The sequence below is a fragment of the Bacteroides mediterraneensis genome, assembly GCF_016900355.1.
In the GTDB taxonomy this organism is placed as follows: Bacteria; Bacteroidota; Bacteroidia; order Bacteroidales; family Bacteroidaceae; genus Phocaeicola.
In genome coordinates this window covers 43426-59705 of record NZ_JACJKA010000021.1, presented here as the reverse complement: position 1 = coordinate 59705, position 16280 = coordinate 43426, and the positions used below count along the sequence as shown (strand labels likewise).

Sequence of the window (16280 nt, the reverse complement as noted above, 5' to 3'; positions counted from 1 at the left end):
TTTATAGCCAACTCTTTGTCGGCTATAGCAGCATATTGCTTTTTTGAAAAGAAGCCCGCCATTGATGTAAACTTTGTCAATGACGGACAACTGTCTATTTTCTAATTTTATATCGAACTCACGTTAATAACCGATTTGAAGATGCCTGACATGAATGGTTACGAAGTGCTGGAACTCTTACGCACATCCGACATCGGCAACTCACGCACGATTCCAATTGTGGCTGTAACGGCGGCAGGGTTCATCACGGAGGAAGAACTGAAATCGGCAGGGTTCACCGCCATGCTCGGTAAACCGTTCTCCATTGCCGAACTACTGAATGTAGTAAGCCAATATGCCAATAAAGAGCATAGACAACTGCTCGACTTCTCGGCTTTACTCACCTTTGGCGACAGGCGACATACATTGGAACGGTTGGTAACGGAAACGGAGAAAGAAATGGATGAAGTGCAGAACGCGGCGAAAGAGAAAAACATGGAGGCATTGGATGGCTGGGTACACCACCTCAGAAGTTCATGGATGCTGATGAAAGCGGAACAGCCGTTGCAGGAATTATATGCCGTAATTCACAGCGATAGTCCAACGGACGGAGAGATAACACATGCAGTTAATGCTGTATTGGCACAAGGTAAAATGATTGTGGACTTGGCAAGAAAGGAAGCGAAACGATGGGAAGAATAATTGTTGTGGAAGACAACCTCACTTTCTCCGGCTATGTATGCAGGCTGTTGAAAAGCAAAGGTTTCCAAGCCGTCAGTGCGTCCACTTGCAACGGGGCACACAAACTGTTCGCCAAGATGTGCGAGGACGATATTGTGCTCGCCGACCTGCGCCTGAACGACGGTGACGGCATCTTGCTGTTGGATGAACTTCGCAAACAAGGGAAACGCAATCCCTACATCATCATGACGGACTATGACGAAGTGCCAACCGCCGTCCGGTCGATGAAGTCGGGTGCGGAGGATTATATCCCGAAGAAGCTAATTGAAGACAATCTCTTTCCTCTCCTGAAAACCTTACAGAAAAGGACAGAACGGCACGAAACGCCCATTCACGAGCGGCAGAGTGCGGCTTTCCGTGAAATAGGCCACAAGATAAAATTGGTCGCACCAACCAACATGAGCGTGTTGGTGCTGGGCGAGAACGGAACGGGAAAGGAACACATTGCCGAGAAAATACATACAATGAGCAAACGGGCAGGCAAGCCTTTTGTCGCTGTAGACTGCGGCTTACTGTCGAAAGAGCTTGCTGCGTCCGCACTGTTCGGACATGAGAAAGGAGCGTTTACAGGTGCGGATGCCAAACAGAAAGGTTATTGGGAGGAAGCCGACGGCGGTACGCTGTTCCTTGACGAGATAGGCAACCTGCCAGCCGAAGTACAACAGATGATGCTCCGGGCATTGGAAACCAAACGGTATAGACCCATAGGCGGCAACAAGGAAAAGGCAGCAGACGTGCGCATCATAGCCGCCACCAACGAGGATATGCAGTCTGCAATCGCCGAAAAGCGTTTCCGTCAGGATTTGTTCCACAGGATAAAGGAATACACGTTGAACATACCGCCGTTGCGTGAGTGCTGTGAGGACATCATGCCGCTTGCGGAGTTCTTCCGTGAACTTGCCAACAAGGAGTTCGGCAAACAGGTGAAAGGCTTTGACGCGGAGGCAAGGAAGAGGATGCTCGCCCATCCGTGGAGCGGCAATGTGAGAGAACTGAAAGGAACTGTACGTTCGGCGGTGCTGTTCACCGACGGGGATGTGATAACGGCTGACAAACTGAATTTTGAAGAACCTCTGCTGTCGGGAGAAGCATCCTTGTCCTTGAAGAACGTGGAAATGGAAAAGAGGCAGATAATCCGTGCTCTGAAACAGGCGGACGGCAACCGCTCGCTGGCTGCTGAACTGCTCGGCATCGGGCGCACCACACTATACGGCAAGATGAAACAATACGGCATCAAGTACAAGGAATAAGGCACGATTGCCGCAGGTCAGAAACAGGTTGCCCGACTTCGGAGAGGCAACTCGGCGGCAAGGCTTGCGAGAGTAACTCGCAAGGTTTTGAGTAACTCAAAACATACCTTGCTGCTGCCACTTTTCGGCAGTAACCGAAAAGCCTTCGGGTAACTCGAAGGACACCTTGCTGATTTCTCGTGAAATCAATAATCCGTCAGCAAACGGATTTGAACAAGTGTTGTTATTTCGGCTCTCAATGCACGTTTCCCGATGCCCAAGCTGCCCAAAAGAAGAAAGGGAATAGGGCGGTGTGCAAGCCTGCACCTTATTGAGATTACAGGGAACAAAGCCGAATTTTCATCCTTTTGAGAAACAGACAATAGTGCCAATTCGGATGTCAATATGTGCCAATCACAGCCAAAACAGACATTAGACCAATAAGGAAATGCTATTTTGAGCAAATACATCCTCGCTTGTTCACAAGCTCAGCAAACCAATGATTTACAAAATCGACGATGAACAGAACAGGACAACCAAGAAAGTAATCCAATGCAGATAGGAAGCAACATAGTTTCAATGATATGCTGGTTTGCTGTCGTGCTGTTGTGCAGGTTTACAACAGCGAAACTTCAAATAAAAGTTTCATCAATGGGGCGCGGATTTAGAGGAGTAGAGTTCAGAGGAAGTAAATCGGTGGTACAATGAGTTCGCCTTTCAATGTGGCGATATCAAAGGAATAATTGAAATGAAAACATCCTGAAATTCTTTCTAATCCAAGAAAATGTGTATATTTGCAGACATAATAATCTCGAATACGTGAAATATTAATCAGACAATAAAGGTGAATAGGTGAATTATGAGAAGAAAGATATACGATAAACTGTTGGAATGGAAGAAGAACCATAAAGGTGATACCGCCCTTCTGATAGAAGGAGCCAGACGTATAGGAAAAAGCTATATCGTGGAAGAATTCGCACGTAAGGAATATGCGTCTTACATTTTGGTGGATTTCAGTAAGGTAAATCCGCAAGTGATGGAGTTTTTCAACCTTTATTTGGATGACCTCGACATGCTTTTCATGAATTTGGAGCTTTACTTCAGGCGGAAGCTTACTCCACGTCAAACGAAAGACGAAGAAGCCCGTTCTTTAGTCATATTCGATGAAGTACAGTTTTGTCCTCGTGCCCGTGCAGCCATCAAGCATTTGGTGGCGGACCGACGTTATGATTACATTGAGACGGGTTCACTGATTTCGATTAAGAAGAATGTCAAGGACATTATGCTGCCTTCCGAAGAACACGCCATCGAAATGTTTCCGATGGACTTTGAGGAATTTTTGTGGGCTATGGGAGACGAGATGCTGATGCCTTACATACAGATGCGGTTTGACAAACGTCTTCCTATGGAGGCTTTCCACCGCCGGGCAATGGATTATTTCCGGCAATACTTGATTGTCGGGGGTATGCCGCAGGCTGTCGCCAAATATGTGGAAACGCGGGATTTTGAAAAGGTAGATGAGGTGAAGCGTGACATATTGGCTCTTTATCGCAATGACATTCACAAATATGCAGACAATCAGGAAACCAAAGTTGCCGCTATTTTTGAGGAAATACCGGGACAGTTGCAGAAACATGAAAAGAAGTTTGTTTTGTCCGCCTTGCAGAGCGAAGCCCGTATGCGTGACTATTCGCAGGCTTTCTTTTGGTTAAGTGACGCCAAAATCATTAACTGCTGTTATAACTCAACGGAGCCTAGTATCGGGCTGAAACTGAATGAAGAACGCACCACGCTGAAATGCTACATGGGCGATACCGGACTGCTCATCAGCCATGCTTTCGACGAGCGGGGAATAGTAAGTGCAGACCTTTATCGGAAGCTGATGTTTGACAAGCTGGAAGTGAACGAAGGTATGCTGGTGGAGAACATCGTAGCGCAGATGCTTCGTGCGGCAGGACACAAACTTTATTTCTTCAGCAACAGTTCACGGACATCGGCAGATGACCGCATGGAGATTGATTTCCTGATAGCCAAACCTGTAACGACCAGCAGGCATAATATTTCCCCCATAGAGGTGAAGTCCGGGCAACGTTACACACTGAATTCATTGAGAAAGTGCATAGCCAAGTATGGCTCCCAGTTATCCACACCCTACGTGCTTCACGACAAGGATGTGAAAACAGAAGATGGCATTGTGTACCTACCTTTATATATGACACCGTTGCTTTGAATGATATGGGAAAACAGCTTACATACCAAGAACTGTTGGCGGCATACAACAAACTTCTTATGGAAAATGAGCTTCTTCATAAGGAGGTAGACAGACTACAGTCTTTGCTCTGCAGCAAAGGTACTCACTTGACACAACCCATTATAAAGCGACATTTGTCTTTGGAAGAAAAAGTGGATGTGTTCCGCAATCTCTTCAAAGGACGTGAGGATGTATTCGCGCGGAGATGGTACAGCCGGACAAGCGGAAAATCCGGCTACCAGCCTGTATGTCGGAACGAATGGGATAGGCAATTGTGTGACAAGAAAAGATATAAATGTACGGAATGCCCCAACAGGGCTTTCAAGCCCTTGGAGTATGAGGATATCTATCGACATCTTGAAGGGAAGAGTTCGGACGGGCAGGATGTAATCGGTGCCTATGCCATTCTTGCCGACAATACGTGTAACTTCCTGTGCGCGGATTTTGATGACAAGTCATGCGAACATGGATACAAGAAAGATGTGTTGGCGTATGTCGGGGTCTGCAAGGATTGGAATGTTCCTTGCTCCATTGAACGCTCCCGTTCCGGGAACGGCGCACATGTTTGGATGTTCTTTGAACAGCCGTTGCCTGCATCCAAGGCACGAAGGCTTGGAAATACGATATTGACGGAAGCGACAGAAAGATACGGAAGGATGGACTTCAAATCATACGACCGTTTCTTTCCTAATCAGGACAGGTTGCCTGATGGAGGATTCGGCAATTTGGTGGCGTTGCCACTGCAAGGCAAAGCCCGCAAGGAAGGGAACAGCGTGTTTGTGGACGAAAACTTCATGGCATACGAAGACCAATGGAATTATTTGCTTGAAATAAAACGGATATCCGAAGTGGCGGTTGACGCAATATTGGCAAAACATGAAACGGCTTCGGAATTGGGCGAGTTGTCTACTACCAGCGAGTCGAAACCTTGGGAGACACCTGTGCCTCAAAAGATTACTCAAAATGATTTCCCTGCCAATCCCGTCCTCATACGCTCCAATATGCTGTATATCCCCTTACAGGGATTTTCTGCAAAGGTCGTGAACCACCTAAAACGAACCGCGTCATTCAAAAATCCGGAGTTTTATGCCAGACAAGGTATGCGATTGTCCACTTACAATATTCCTCGCATCATCTCTTGTGCCGATATGGAAGACGATTACATTGCAATGCCTCGTGGATGTGAAGATGCGGTCGTTACACTTTTGGAAGATAACCAAGTAACTTATCGTATAGAAGACAAGACCTACCAAGGGAAGAATATAACTGTAGAGTTTAAAGGCAAGCTTCGTGAAGAACAGAAAGCGGCCATAACCAACTTGACTGCCCATAACAACGGAGTATTGAATGCCACCACCGCATTTGGCAAGACGGTTACGGCGATCGGTTTGATTGCTGAGCGGCAAGTAAACACGTTGATACTTGTACACACAAAAGCCTTGCTGGCCCAATGGAAATCCCGCTTGGAAGAATTCCTGCAAATAGACTTTACGGAAGATGCCCTTCTTAAGAAACGTGGTCGTAGGAAAGTCTTTTCGCCATTCGGAACATTGGATTCCAATGGAAATTCACTGCATGGAAAAGTAGACATAGCCTTGATGCAATCCTGCTTGGAAGACAGTGGGGTAAAACCTTTTGTCCGGGATTACGGAATGTTGATTGTGGACGAATGCCATCATGTGTCAGCGGTAAATTTTGAACGGATACTGAAGTATGCCAACGCTCGCTATGTCTATGGATTGACAGCCACCTCAATCCGCAAGGACGGACATCAGCCTATCATCTTCATGCAATGCGGCCCAATCCGTTATTCGGCAGACGCAAAAGCTCAAATGGCATCCCAGACATTCACACGTCTGCTTGTTCATCGCTTTACTTCTTATAGGGAGTTGACGGATGATAAGTCCACTTATGCCCGGATGGTTCAGAAAATGGCTGAAGATGAAAATAGGAACGGACTTATAATAGAGGATGTATGCGTGGCTCTGAAAGAAGGACGTTCACCAATTGTACTGACCAACCTTACCGCCCATGTCAAAACATTGGCAAACGCGTTAATACCACACTGTAAACATGTGGTTACTCTTGTCGGTTCCGAATCGGCAAAGGAGAAGCGTCAGAAAATGGAATACTTGCAAAACATGCCACTATCGGAACCGCTTGTTATAGTAGCAACCGGGAAATATGTGGGTGAGGGTTTCGACTATCCCCGGTTGGACACCTTGTTCTTGGCATTGCCTGTCTCATGGAAAGGTATCATCGCGCAATATTCCGGACGGCTGCATCGGGAATATCCGGGTAAGAAAGAAGTTCAGATTTACGATTACATCGACATTCGCGTGCCGATGTGTGATGTGATGTACAAGCGTAGATTGAGAGGATATGCATCTGTCGGTTATCAGATTAAGTCAAACGCGCCAATAGACTTGTTCAACGAAAGTCAAAGCGTTATTTTTAATGGACATACATACCAAAGTGAATTTTTCAAGGATTTACACCAGGCAAAGCGTTCGGTTGTCATTTCCGCTACAAAACTTTGGTTTGCCAAGCACTCTTCCGTACTTGAGATGCTAAAAGAACTATCGGCGCGGGGTGTGGAAGTTGTCGCTTTTATCAAAAGTAATTTGGAAAAAGAGGAAAAGCTAAAAGGCATAGGAGCAAGTATTAGGATTAATGACACATTGGCTATTGACGTTGCAATCATTGACAAATCCCTGATATGGTATGGCAATATTAACTATCTTGGTTACAACACAGATGAAAACAATGCCATACGTATTTATGATTCAGCTTTGGCAGAGAATGTTTTGGAAGTGCTTTATACGTAACGCTAAATTTTCTCTATTTTTCAGAGGAATAACTTTGGTAATAAGGGATAAAAACACTACTTTTGCAAATGAGAGAAGCGTTCTTTTGATTAGTGCAGAACATTGTAGAATATAGAAGCCCGCTGGTTTCCAAATCGTTACCTGTTAAGCTGACAATCTTTGTAAGTTCTTTGTTTTCAATGAGTAAGAAGGAATGATATGTCTTAAGCAATGAAATGTGATTCGTTTCTTGATGTTACACAAAATGGCTATATCCTTTAGGTATTTGTTTATATCTGCTGGGTCTTGAATTGGCAGTAATTTCTCTCCACCTTTGTATTTATCCAATATCAGTTTGGCGATGGGGAGTAGGGGAATGCGTGAAAGAACTCCAGTTTTTACTCTGCGTTTCTTAATCCAGATTCTACCTGTGCTGTCCTTTTCAAAATGTTCTGGAGCTAAGGTTTTGATGTCGATGTAGCTCAATCCAGTGAAACACCCAAAGAGAAACATATCTTTTGCTCTCTCCAGTCTGGGTAGGGGAGTGTCAAAGTTGATAATTTTCCGTAGTTCTTCTTCATCCAAAAAGTCTATTTCCACGGGTTCACGTTCTATCTTATAAGTGATGAACGGATTGGTAGTCATGTATGAATTAGCTACTGCAAGGTTGACAATCTTTTTAAGTAGCTTTAGGTGTTTAGTGGATGAATTTTGAGCCATTCCTTTATCTATTCTTAGGAATGAATGAAAAGACTGGATAAAGTTCAGGTTCAATTCGCGTAGGTATAAATCCTCTCTTTTGTATTTCTGCTGAACAAACTCTTTAAGTAGTCTTACTGTATAGACAGAAATCCAATAAGTAGCTTTGGAAACTCCATTGCCTACCAGCTTTTCCTGTTCTTGGTTATGCTCTTCAAAGACTTCAAACAGCGTTTTCTCTTTAAGTGATTCTACCTTATCGAAGTATGCGTCACGTAATAGTTCTGCTGTGATGATAAAACCTCTGTCTAACAATTCTGCTTCTTTCTGATAAAGTTTGGCTTTGATTGCTTTTAGATAATTGTTTAGGCTTTGAGCTTCTTCGTCTTTACCTTTTACTTGTTGCTTGGTTTTGTCCCATTTGTCGATAGGAACTTGTTTACCAGTTGATAGAGTGCATCTTTCCCCATTTACTGTAATTGTAATTTCGATAGGAGCTTTACCACTCTTTCTTGCTTTACTTTCTCTTATGGCAAAGAGAATAGAAAAAGAACTTCTTACCATAGTTTAATCATTTAAAATTACACATTAGGAAGTCCTTTTAAATATGATATATCTTTCTGTGTATTAGATAAATGAATCGAATTTTGCGACCACTTTTGAAAAAATGGAAAAATGGTCGCAAATTGGTCGCAAAATATCCTCTTTTCAGCCCATTTTCAAGGATAATCAGCCACTTATTACCCTTAAAAACAAGCCTGATTCAAGCGATATTCCGCTTCAATTTCAGCATCCATTCACAACGATTTATAAGAAGCACAACAGACGAAAAGTGATGGGATTTTATCATTTTCCCCATGCAGTACAGATAAAATAAAAATCCCCATAACTCAGAGAGTTACAGGGATTTATATGATTGAATCAAGTATAAATTACTTATTCAAAGCCAAAGCTACGTTTACAGCGCAAGCTACTGTACATCCTACCATCGGGTTGTTACCGATACCCAGGAATCCCATCATTTCTACGTGAGCAGGAACTGATGAAGAACCAGCGAACTGTGCGTCTGAGTGCATACGGCCCATAGTATCTGTCATACCGTAAGAAGCAGGACCTGCAGCCATGTTATCCGGGTGAAGTGTACGGCCTGTACCACCACCTGATGCTACTGAGAAGTAAGGCTTACCAGCAAGAACACGTTCTTTCTTGTAAGTACCTGCAACCGGATGCTGGAAACGAGTCGGGTTAGTAGAGTTACCTGTAATAGATACATCTACATTTTCGTGCCACATGATAGCTACACCTTCACGTACATCGTCTGCACCGTAGCATTTTACTTTTGCACGAGGACCGTCTGAATACGGAGTTTCTTTTACAATGTGCAATTCACCTGTGAAGTAGTCGAACTTAGTCTGAACGTAAGTAAATCCGTTGATACGAGAGATAATCATCGCAGCGTCTTTACCCAGACCGTTCAAGATGCAACGCAACGGGTTCTTACGAACTTTGTTGGCCATTTCTGCAATCTTGATAGCACCTTCTGCAGCAGCGAATGATTCGTGACCTGCCAAGAAAGCGAAGCACTGAGTTTCTTCACGGAGCAGACGAGCTGCCAGGTTACCATGACCCAAACCTACTTTACGGTCATCAGCTACTGAACCCGGAATACAGAAAGACTGCAAACCGATACCGATTGCTTCTGCAGCGTCAGCAGCATTCTTGCAACCTTTTTTCAGTGCGATGGCACAGCCTACTACGTATGCCCATTTAGCATTCTCGAAGCAGATACCCTGAGTTTCCTGACAAGTCAGATACGGATCAAGGCCGGCTGCGTCACAGATTGCGTTAGCTTCTTCAATGTCTTTGATACCGTTTTCATTCAAAGCAGCCAAAATCTGCTTGATACGACGGTCCTGACTTTCAAACTGTACTGGTCTAATCATAATCTGTATCCTCCTTATTATTCTTTACGTGGGTCAATATATTTAACTGCGCCTTGTTCGGGTTTGAAGCGTCCGTAAGTTCCGGTAACAGCTTTCAATGCTTCGTTAGCATCTACACCCTTCTTGATCTGTTCCATGAATTTACCCATGTGAACAAATTCGTAACCGATTACCTGGTTGTCTTTGTCCAAAGCCATACGAGTGATGTAACCTTCAGTCAATTCCAAGTAACGAGTACCTTTTGCTTTTGTACCATACAGAGTACCAGTCTGGCTGCGGAGTCCTTTACCCAAGTCTTCCAAGCCTGCACCGATCATCAAACCGCCTTCAGAGAAAGCTGACTGAGTACGACCGTAAACAATCTGCAGGAACAATTCACGCATTGCGGTGTTGATGGCATCGCAAACCAAGTCTGTATTCAGTGCTTCCAGAATTGTCTTACCCGGCAGGATCTCAGATGCCATAGCAGCTGAGTGAGTCATACCTGAGCAACCGATGGTTTCTACCAGACATTCTTCGATTACACCTTCTTTGACGTTCAAAGTCAGTTTACAAGCACCCTGCTGCGGAGCACACCATCCCACACCATGAGTTAAGCCTGAAATGTCTTTGATTTCTTTTGCTTGAATCCATTTTCCTTCTTCAGGAATTGGGGCCGGACCGTGGTTAGGTCCTTTAGCAACACAACACATGTGTTCAACTTCATGTGAATAAATCATATTCTTTACGTTTTATTGGTAATAAAAAATAAGTATTTCGTAAACCACGAATTATGGAATTTCTTCCTTAATCCGAACGCAAAGTTAGTCGTTTTATTTCTTTCTGCAACGTACGAAACCAAACTTTTTCCAACATTTTAATGATATTTTTTTCAGTTTGGCCTGTTTTGTAAACTCTGCTTGCCAAAATGTTTTTCCTCTTCTGAAAGAATCTTGTATCTTTGCCGCAGATACGATATGCAAGCCCTATCGTAAGTCTACATATAGATAGGTAACAATTATTAGGTATAGCATGGAAATGAATCAGATTACGGTCTCCGATGCGGATTTGCGGAAGGGGGCAGAAGAAGGAATGGATGCATTCTTGAAAGTGTTTATCGACAAATACCTGGAAGTGACGGGGGGGATGATTAACGAAAAGACCATGCCGTTGCTCAACGGCTACCAGCATACGTTGCTGGGATATCACTTTTTCCGGGAGGAAGTGATGGAAGGCGGCTTTGTACAGCTCATCCAGAATGGATACGGACCGTATATCTTTGACAATCCGTTTGCCAAGGCGATGCGTCTGTTTGGGGCAAAGGATTTCTCAAAGCTGATTTACGAAGCCAAGAAGATTTACGATGCACACCGGGCCGATCTGGAGAAAGATTGTACGGAAGACGAATTTATGGCCATGTATGAACAGTATGAGGCATTCGATGATTTGGAAGAAAAATTCATGGAAGAGGAAGAGTTGATTACGGCGCAGATTGCGGCTTACGTGGATGAGCATTTGGATTCTTTTGCAACCATTGCGTAATAAATGGTTTATTTATGTTAAATTTTCAGAGTCCGTATGCAGTGTTTTCCTCTTTTTGCATTTATCGGATAAATTGGAAAATATTTATAAACTAAAGATAAGAAGAAAAAAAGAAAGTATGAAAAAACAGAGATGGGCAGTATTTTTTGCTGCATTGTTAGCCGTGGTAGGATTTAGTTCTTGCTTGAACTCAGAAGATGATGGAGTAAGAACAATTACAGATTATGTGGAAGTGAGCACAAGTGGTTTTGGGGGAGTGTCTTTCAATTCAATGTATGGTTGGGTATGTGTGCCTAGTAAGACATTGACATCTACTCCTGAATCGAATCTGGCGTATGTGGTTTACCAATACAATAATGCAGATTTGCAAGCTATTTCAGGTACCACCTCTAGCTCAACAGATTTGCCTGTAACCTTATTGCAGGATCCGGTGTATTTGAAGAATCTGGGAAATCCGTCTTCAACTTTGCCGGAGGCAACAGAGACTGTGTCACTGTATTCTTTAGGAAGCGGAGATGGTATGGTGTGGAGAAACAACAAATATCTGATTTTGGCCCCTGCTTATATGTTGAAGGAAGGAACTAATCAGGACAATGTGAAAACCGAATTGGCCAATCATCATTTGAGTGTTTATTACGTGTCTGATGATGATAACGTATCTTCTAATACGCTGACTTTGAAATTGCGTTATCAGATTGATGGAATAGGAAGTTCTGATTCTGAATCAACAGAAACGAGTGAAAGTTGGGCAAATGATTATACTGTGAAATATACAGACTTGGTTTATGTAAGACTGGATTATCTGATTTCTCAGTATAAAGCTGCACATGGTTCTAATCCGAAAAGTGTAGCTGTGGAATATGAGTATAATAATAACAGTGCCAATCTTCCTACCATTGCTAATAAAAAGCCTCGGACTGTTACATTCAGTTTGTACGAGACAACTTCAAATCAATAAATTTATATGAGAACTGCATTGCGAAGAGCTCGAAAGGGCCTTGCAATGCAGTTTTTTTTATATCCAGAAAAAACGCCCTTGTGTTCTTCTTGAAACGTCCTTGCGTTTGATCTCAAACGCCAAAGAGTTTTGATTAAAACGCAAGGGCGTTTTGTGTGAAACGTACTTGTGTTTTCTCTCGAACGCAAAGGCATTTTGGGAGTGCCTTTAAAAGACTTGTTTTTTAAGGCACCGGACGTTTAAATTGCTTGAAAAGATAGCTTCCTCTCTCCTTAATCTCGTACTTTTTTGTAAATTTGCAATTCGTTTCATCACATCATGAAAAGAATTGGGAATGAATTATAAAGAATTGTTCAATAAAATGACATTTTTGCTTTCCTCGCCCACTCGTTTTTGGGAAAAAGAAGCAACAGAAGGGCAGGGAAACCGGATGATGTCGGAATATGTTTATCCGCTGATTGGATTGTGCGGTCTGACCGAGTTCATCGGAACATTCATCGGACGCGATATCAGTTCTGAATTCTTCCAATGGGCATTGACGCGTTGCTGTGCGGTAGCTGTGGCTTTGTTCGGCGGATTTTTTCTGGCTGCTTATCTGCTGGATAAAATCACCTGGAGATGGTTCGACAAGTATGTTTCAAAGGAAAAAATGCAGGTGTTCGTGGGCTATTCCATGACGGTCTTGTTTGTGCTCGATATCGTTAATGGATTGATATCCATTGAAATTCTGCATTGGATTCTGCAACTATATACCATAGTGGTAGTGTTTGAAGGAGCACGGAAGTTTTTAGGAATTCCGGAGCGTCGGCTGACTTCTTATACGCTGGTAGCCACTGTGCTGATATTGCTGTCTCCGGGAGTAATTGAATTTATATTTAATAGATTGTCTGTAATTTTAAATTGATGAGACCAGTTTCTAATAATATTAACATCAAGAACAAGCGGGCATCGTTCGATTATGAGTTTATCGATACGTATACCGCCGGAATTGTGCTGACCGGTACGGAAATCAAGTCCATCCGGCAAGGAAAGGCGAGCTTGGTAGATACGTTCTGCTTTTTCTCCCGCGGGGAACTGTGGGTGAAGAACATGCACATTGCCGAGTATTTTTATGGTTCTTACAACAACCATACGGCGCGTCGTGACCGTAAGTTGCTGCTGACCAAGAAGGAGTTGCGCAAGTTGCAGCGTACTTCTGAAGAACCGGGCTTTACCATTGTGCCTACCCGTATGTATATCAATGAACGCGGACTGGCCAAGGTGGTCATTGCGCTGGCCAAGGGTAAGAAACAATATGACAAACGTCAGACATTGAAAGAGAAAGAAGACCGGCGGATGATGGACCGCATGTTCAAACGCTAAACTAAACTACTAAAAGGTGTACCATGCCTATGCAGACAAAGACAATACAACAACTGGTACGGGAACGTATCCTGGTGCTCGACGGGGCGATGGGTACGATGATACAGCAATACAATTTGTCGGAAGCGGATTTCCGCGGGACTCGTTTCAAAGATGCGAAAGGACAGCTGAAAGGGAACAACGACTTGCTGTGCCTTACGCGACCGGAGGTGATAGAAGAAATTCACCGGAAATATTTGGAAGCGGGAGCCGACATTATCGAAACGAATACATTTAATGCCACTTCGGTGTCAATGGCCGACTATCATGTGGAGGCTTATTGCCGGGAAATCAACTTGGCAGCCGCCCGTCTGGCTCGTCGGATAGCCGATGAGTTTACGGCGATGAATCCGGAGAAGCCTCGTTTTGTGGCAGGTTCCGTAGGGCCGACCAACAAGACGTGCTCCATGAGTCCGGATGTGAACAATCCGGCTTTCCGGGCATTGACCTTCGACGAATTGCAGGCGGCTTATTGTGAGCAGATGGAGGCTTTGTTGGAAGGCGGGGTAGATACCTTGCTGATTGAAACTATTTTCGATACGCTGAATGCCAAGGCAGCCATTCGGGCAGCTGAACTTTCGATGGAGAAAACAGGCCGGAAGGTGCCGTTGATGCTGTCGGTTACGGTGTCGGATGTGGGTGGACGTACGTTGTCGGGACAGACACTGGATGCGTTTTTAGCTTCAGTGGAACATGCGGATATTTTCTCTGTCGGACTGAACTGTTCGTTCGGGGCCCGTCAGTTGAAGCCTTTTCTGGAAAGACTGGCTTCTCGTGCACCTTATTATATTAGTGCCTATCCGAATGCCGGACTGCCGAACACGTTGGGACAGTATGACCAGACCCCGGAAGATATGGCAGCCGAAGTGAAGGAATACATCGACGAAGGACTGGTTAACATCATCGGGGGATGTTGTGGTACCACAGAAAAATATATCGCCAAATACCAGGATTTGATTCGGGGGGTACAGCCTCGCGTACCGGTACAGCCACACAAGTATATGTGGTTGTCGGGACTGGAACTGCTGGAGGTGTCTCCTGAAATTAATTTCGTGAATGTAGGTGAACGCTGCAACGTGGCGGGTTCGCGGAAGTTCCTCCGGCTCATCAATGAAAAGAAATACGAGGAGGCCTTGTCCATTGCCCGCAAGCAGGTGGAAGACGGGGCGTTGATTCTCGATATCAATATGGACGAAGGACTGCTGGATGCGGCAGAAGAGATGACCACCTTCCTAAATTTGGTGGCTTCGGAACCGGAAATCGCTCGTGTACCTCTCATGATTGATTCGTCCAAATGGGAAGTGATTCGTGCCGGACTGAAGTGTGTGCAGGGAAAATGCGTGGTAAACTCCATTTCCTTGAAGGAAGGGGAGGATGTGTTTGTGGCCCATGCACGTGAGGTAAAACAACTCGGGGCAGCCGTCATTGTCATGGCTTTCGATGAGAAGGGACAGGCCGATACGTTCAGCCGTAAGATCGAGGTGTGCGAACGGGCTTATCATATTTTGGTTGACAAAGTCGGATTTAATCCACACGATATTATCTTTGATCCCAATGTGCTGGCCGTGGCCACGGGTATCGAAGAACATAACAATTACGCGGTCGATTTCATTCAGGCTACCGGATGGATTCGCAAGCACTTGCCGGGGGCTCATGTAAGCGGTGGGGTGAGCAACTTGTCGTTCTCTTTCCGCGGCAACAATTATATCCGTGAGGCCATGCATGCGGTGTTCCTCTATCATGCCATTCAGCAGGGTATGGACATGGGGATCGTCAATCCGGCTACTTCCGTGCTTTATACGGATATTCCGCAGGATATCCTGGAGCGGATAGAGGATGTGGTATTGAACCGTCGGCCGGATGCGGCAGAACGGCTGATTGAGACGGCGGAACGGTTGAAACGGGAAAAGGAAGGAACAGATTCGCAGGAAGGCCATGAGGCACAGTTGTTGTGGCGTAAAGATACCACGGTAGAAGAACGGTTGCAGTATGCGCTGGTGAAAGGACTTTCGGACTACCTGGAAGAGGATTTGCAGGAAGCGCTTTCCCGTTATCCGAATGCAGTGAGCATCATTGAAGGTCCGTTGATGGCGGGTATGAACCATGTGGGCGATTTGTTCGGCTCGGGTAAGATGTTCTTGCCACAGGTAGTCAAAACGGCGCGTACCATGAAGAAAGCGGTAGCCATTCTCCAGCCTTACATTGAGGCGGAAAAGCAGGAAGGGGCTCGCAGTGCCGGAAAGGTGCTGGTGGCTACGGTGAAGGGTGACGTACACGACATCGGAAAGAACATCGTATCGGTAGTTATGGCGTGCAACAATTACGAGATTATTGACTTGGGCGTGATGGTGCCGGCGGAAAAGATTGTGGAAACGGCTATCCGGGAAAAAGTGGATATTGTAGGGTTGAGCGGACTGATTACGCCTTCCCTGGAGGAAATGGTGCATGTGGTGACGGAGTTACAGCGTGCCGGATTGGACATTCCGGTAATGATTGGAGGAGCGACCACTTCGAAGTTGCATACGGCCTTGAAGATTGCCCCCGTATATCATGCGCCGGTAGTCTACATGAAAGATGCTTCGCAGAATGCGCTGGTGGCTGCTAAATTGTTGAATGCGGAACAGCGCCCGGCTTTTGTGGAGGCGTTGAATGAGGAATATCAGGCTTTGCGTGACAAGAACAAGCAGAAGGTGGTGAAGACGGTGTCACTGGAAGAAGCGAAGAAAAACAAGTTGAATCTTTGGGATTAAT

Annotated in this window: 12 protein-coding genes and 1 pseudogene; 10 read left to right on the top strand and 3 right to left on the bottom strand. The window is 44.9% G+C overall.

Annotated elements, in window-relative coordinates:
* The 5 genes and pseudogenes from H6A28_RS15185 to H6A28_RS11445 form a co-directional block, all read left to right on the top strand.
* A pseudogene (locus tag H6A28_RS15185) lies at window positions 1-105 on the top strand (IS982 family transposase); the annotation flags it as partial.
* A gap of 30 nt (window positions 106-135) precedes the next feature.
* On the top strand, window positions 136-681 hold the full coding sequence (locus tag H6A28_RS11460) for a response regulator (RefSeq protein ID WP_262896996.1): 546 nt from the start codon (window positions 136-138) through the stop codon (window positions 679-681).
* Window positions 669-1970: a sigma-54-dependent transcriptional regulator gene (locus H6A28_RS11455; RefSeq protein WP_204480399.1), complete on the top strand. Its 1302-nt coding sequence runs from the start codon at window positions 669-671 to the stop codon at window positions 1968-1970. Before H6A28_RS11460 ends, H6A28_RS11455 begins: the two co-directional genes overlap by 13 nt.
* Before the next feature lie 838 nt (window positions 1971-2808).
* Complete coding sequence (locus H6A28_RS11450) at window positions 2809-4179, top strand: ATP-binding protein (RefSeq protein WP_072531751.1); 1371 nt, start codon at window positions 2809-2811, stop codon at window positions 4177-4179.
* 59 nt (window positions 4180-4238) lie between these two features.
* Window positions 4239-7028, top strand: coding sequence for a TOTE conflict system archaeo-eukaryotic primase domain-containing protein (locus tag H6A28_RS11445; protein ID WP_239465340.1), 2790 nt, complete (start codon window positions 4239-4241; stop codon window positions 7026-7028).
* Window positions 7029-7172: 144 nt separating this feature from the next.
* On the opposite strand, the gene H6A28_RS11440 is transcribed toward H6A28_RS11445, so the two are convergent.
* From H6A28_RS11440 to H6A28_RS11430, 3 genes are all read right to left on the bottom strand, one after another.
* Window positions 7173-8270, bottom strand: a complete 1098-nt coding sequence (locus tag H6A28_RS11440) for a site-specific integrase (RefSeq protein WP_204480397.1) — start codon at window positions 8268-8270, stop codon at window positions 7173-7175.
* Between the two features lie 368 nt (window positions 8271-8638).
* A complete protein-coding gene (locus H6A28_RS11435; RefSeq protein ID WP_072530619.1) occupies window positions 8639-9649 on the bottom strand; it encodes a GGGtGRT protein in 1011 nt (336 codons plus the stop codon).
* Window positions 9650-9666: 17 nt separating this feature from the next.
* Complete coding sequence (locus tag H6A28_RS11430; RefSeq protein ID WP_022354280.1) at window positions 9667-10368, bottom strand: iron-sulfur cluster assembly scaffold protein; 702 nt, start codon at window positions 10366-10368, stop codon at window positions 9667-9669.
* A 292-nt stretch (window positions 10369-10660) separates the two neighbouring features.
* Between H6A28_RS11430 and H6A28_RS11425 the strand changes: the two genes are divergently transcribed.
* The 5 genes from H6A28_RS11425 to metH all read left to right on the top strand — a co-directional run bounded on the left by H6A28_RS11425 (window position 10661) and on the right by metH (window position 16279).
* Window positions 10661-11170 carry a DMP19 family protein gene (locus H6A28_RS11425; RefSeq protein WP_204480396.1) on the top strand — a complete coding sequence of 170 codons (510 nt, stop codon included), beginning with the start codon at window positions 10661-10663 and terminating at the stop codon, window positions 11168-11170.
* Between the two features lie 118 nt (window positions 11171-11288).
* Entirely contained in the window at window positions 11289-12128 is an 840-nt protein-coding gene (locus H6A28_RS11420) for a hypothetical protein (RefSeq protein WP_204480395.1), read from the top strand.
* Between the two features lie 334 nt (window positions 12129-12462).
* Window positions 12463-13032, top strand: coding sequence for a Yip1 family protein (locus H6A28_RS11415; RefSeq protein ID WP_204480394.1), 570 nt, complete (start codon window positions 12463-12465; stop codon window positions 13030-13032).
* Window positions 13032-13490, top strand: coding sequence for an SsrA-binding protein (gene smpB, locus H6A28_RS11410; RefSeq protein ID WP_204476473.1), 459 nt, complete (start codon window positions 13032-13034; stop codon window positions 13488-13490). Before H6A28_RS11415 ends, smpB begins: the two co-directional genes overlap by 1 nt.
* 29 nt (window positions 13491-13519) lie before the next feature.
* Window positions 13520-16279 (top strand): methionine synthase, encoded by a 2760-nt coding sequence (gene metH, locus H6A28_RS11405; protein ID WP_204480393.1) that lies wholly within the window; start codon window positions 13520-13522, stop codon window positions 16277-16279.
* Window position 16280: the final 1 nt, after the last annotated feature.

Bases quoted from the DNA above. Each gene is read 5' to 3' on its own strand.
- smpB (WP_204476473.1), top strand. From the start codon at position 13,032: ATGAGACCAGTTTCTAATAATATTAACATCAAGAACAAGCGGGCATCG.
- H6A28_RS11425 (WP_204480396.1), top strand. From the start codon at position 10,661: ATGGAAATGAATCAGATTACGGTCTCCGATGCGGATTTGCGGAAGGGG.
- H6A28_RS11430 (WP_022354280.1), bottom strand. From the start codon at position 10,368: ATGATTTATTCACATGAAGTTGAACACATGTGTTGTGTTGCTAAAGGA.
- H6A28_RS11415 (WP_204480394.1), top strand. From the start codon at position 12,463: ATGAATTATAAAGAATTGTTCAATAAAATGACATTTTTGCTTTCCTCG.
- metH (WP_204480393.1), top strand. From the start codon at position 13,520: ATGCAGACAAAGACAATACAACAACTGGTACGGGAACGTATCCTGGTG.
- H6A28_RS11440 (WP_204480397.1), bottom strand. From the start codon at position 8,270: ATGGTAAGAAGTTCTTTTTCTATTCTCTTTGCCATAAGAGAAAGTAAA.
- H6A28_RS11420 (WP_204480395.1), top strand. From the start codon at position 11,289: ATGAAAAAACAGAGATGGGCAGTATTTTTTGCTGCATTGTTAGCCGTG.
- H6A28_RS11445 (WP_239465340.1), top strand. From the start codon at position 4,239: ATGGAAAATGAGCTTCTTCATAAGGAGGTAGACAGACTACAGTCTTTG.
- H6A28_RS11455 (WP_204480399.1), top strand. From the start codon at position 669: ATGGGAAGAATAATTGTTGTGGAAGACAACCTCACTTTCTCCGGCTAT.
- H6A28_RS11450 (WP_072531751.1), top strand. From the start codon at position 2,809: ATGAGAAGAAAGATATACGATAAACTGTTGGAATGGAAGAAGAACCAT.
- H6A28_RS11435 (WP_072530619.1), bottom strand. From the start codon at position 9,649: ATGATTAGACCAGTACAGTTTGAAAGTCAGGACCGTCGTATCAAGCAG.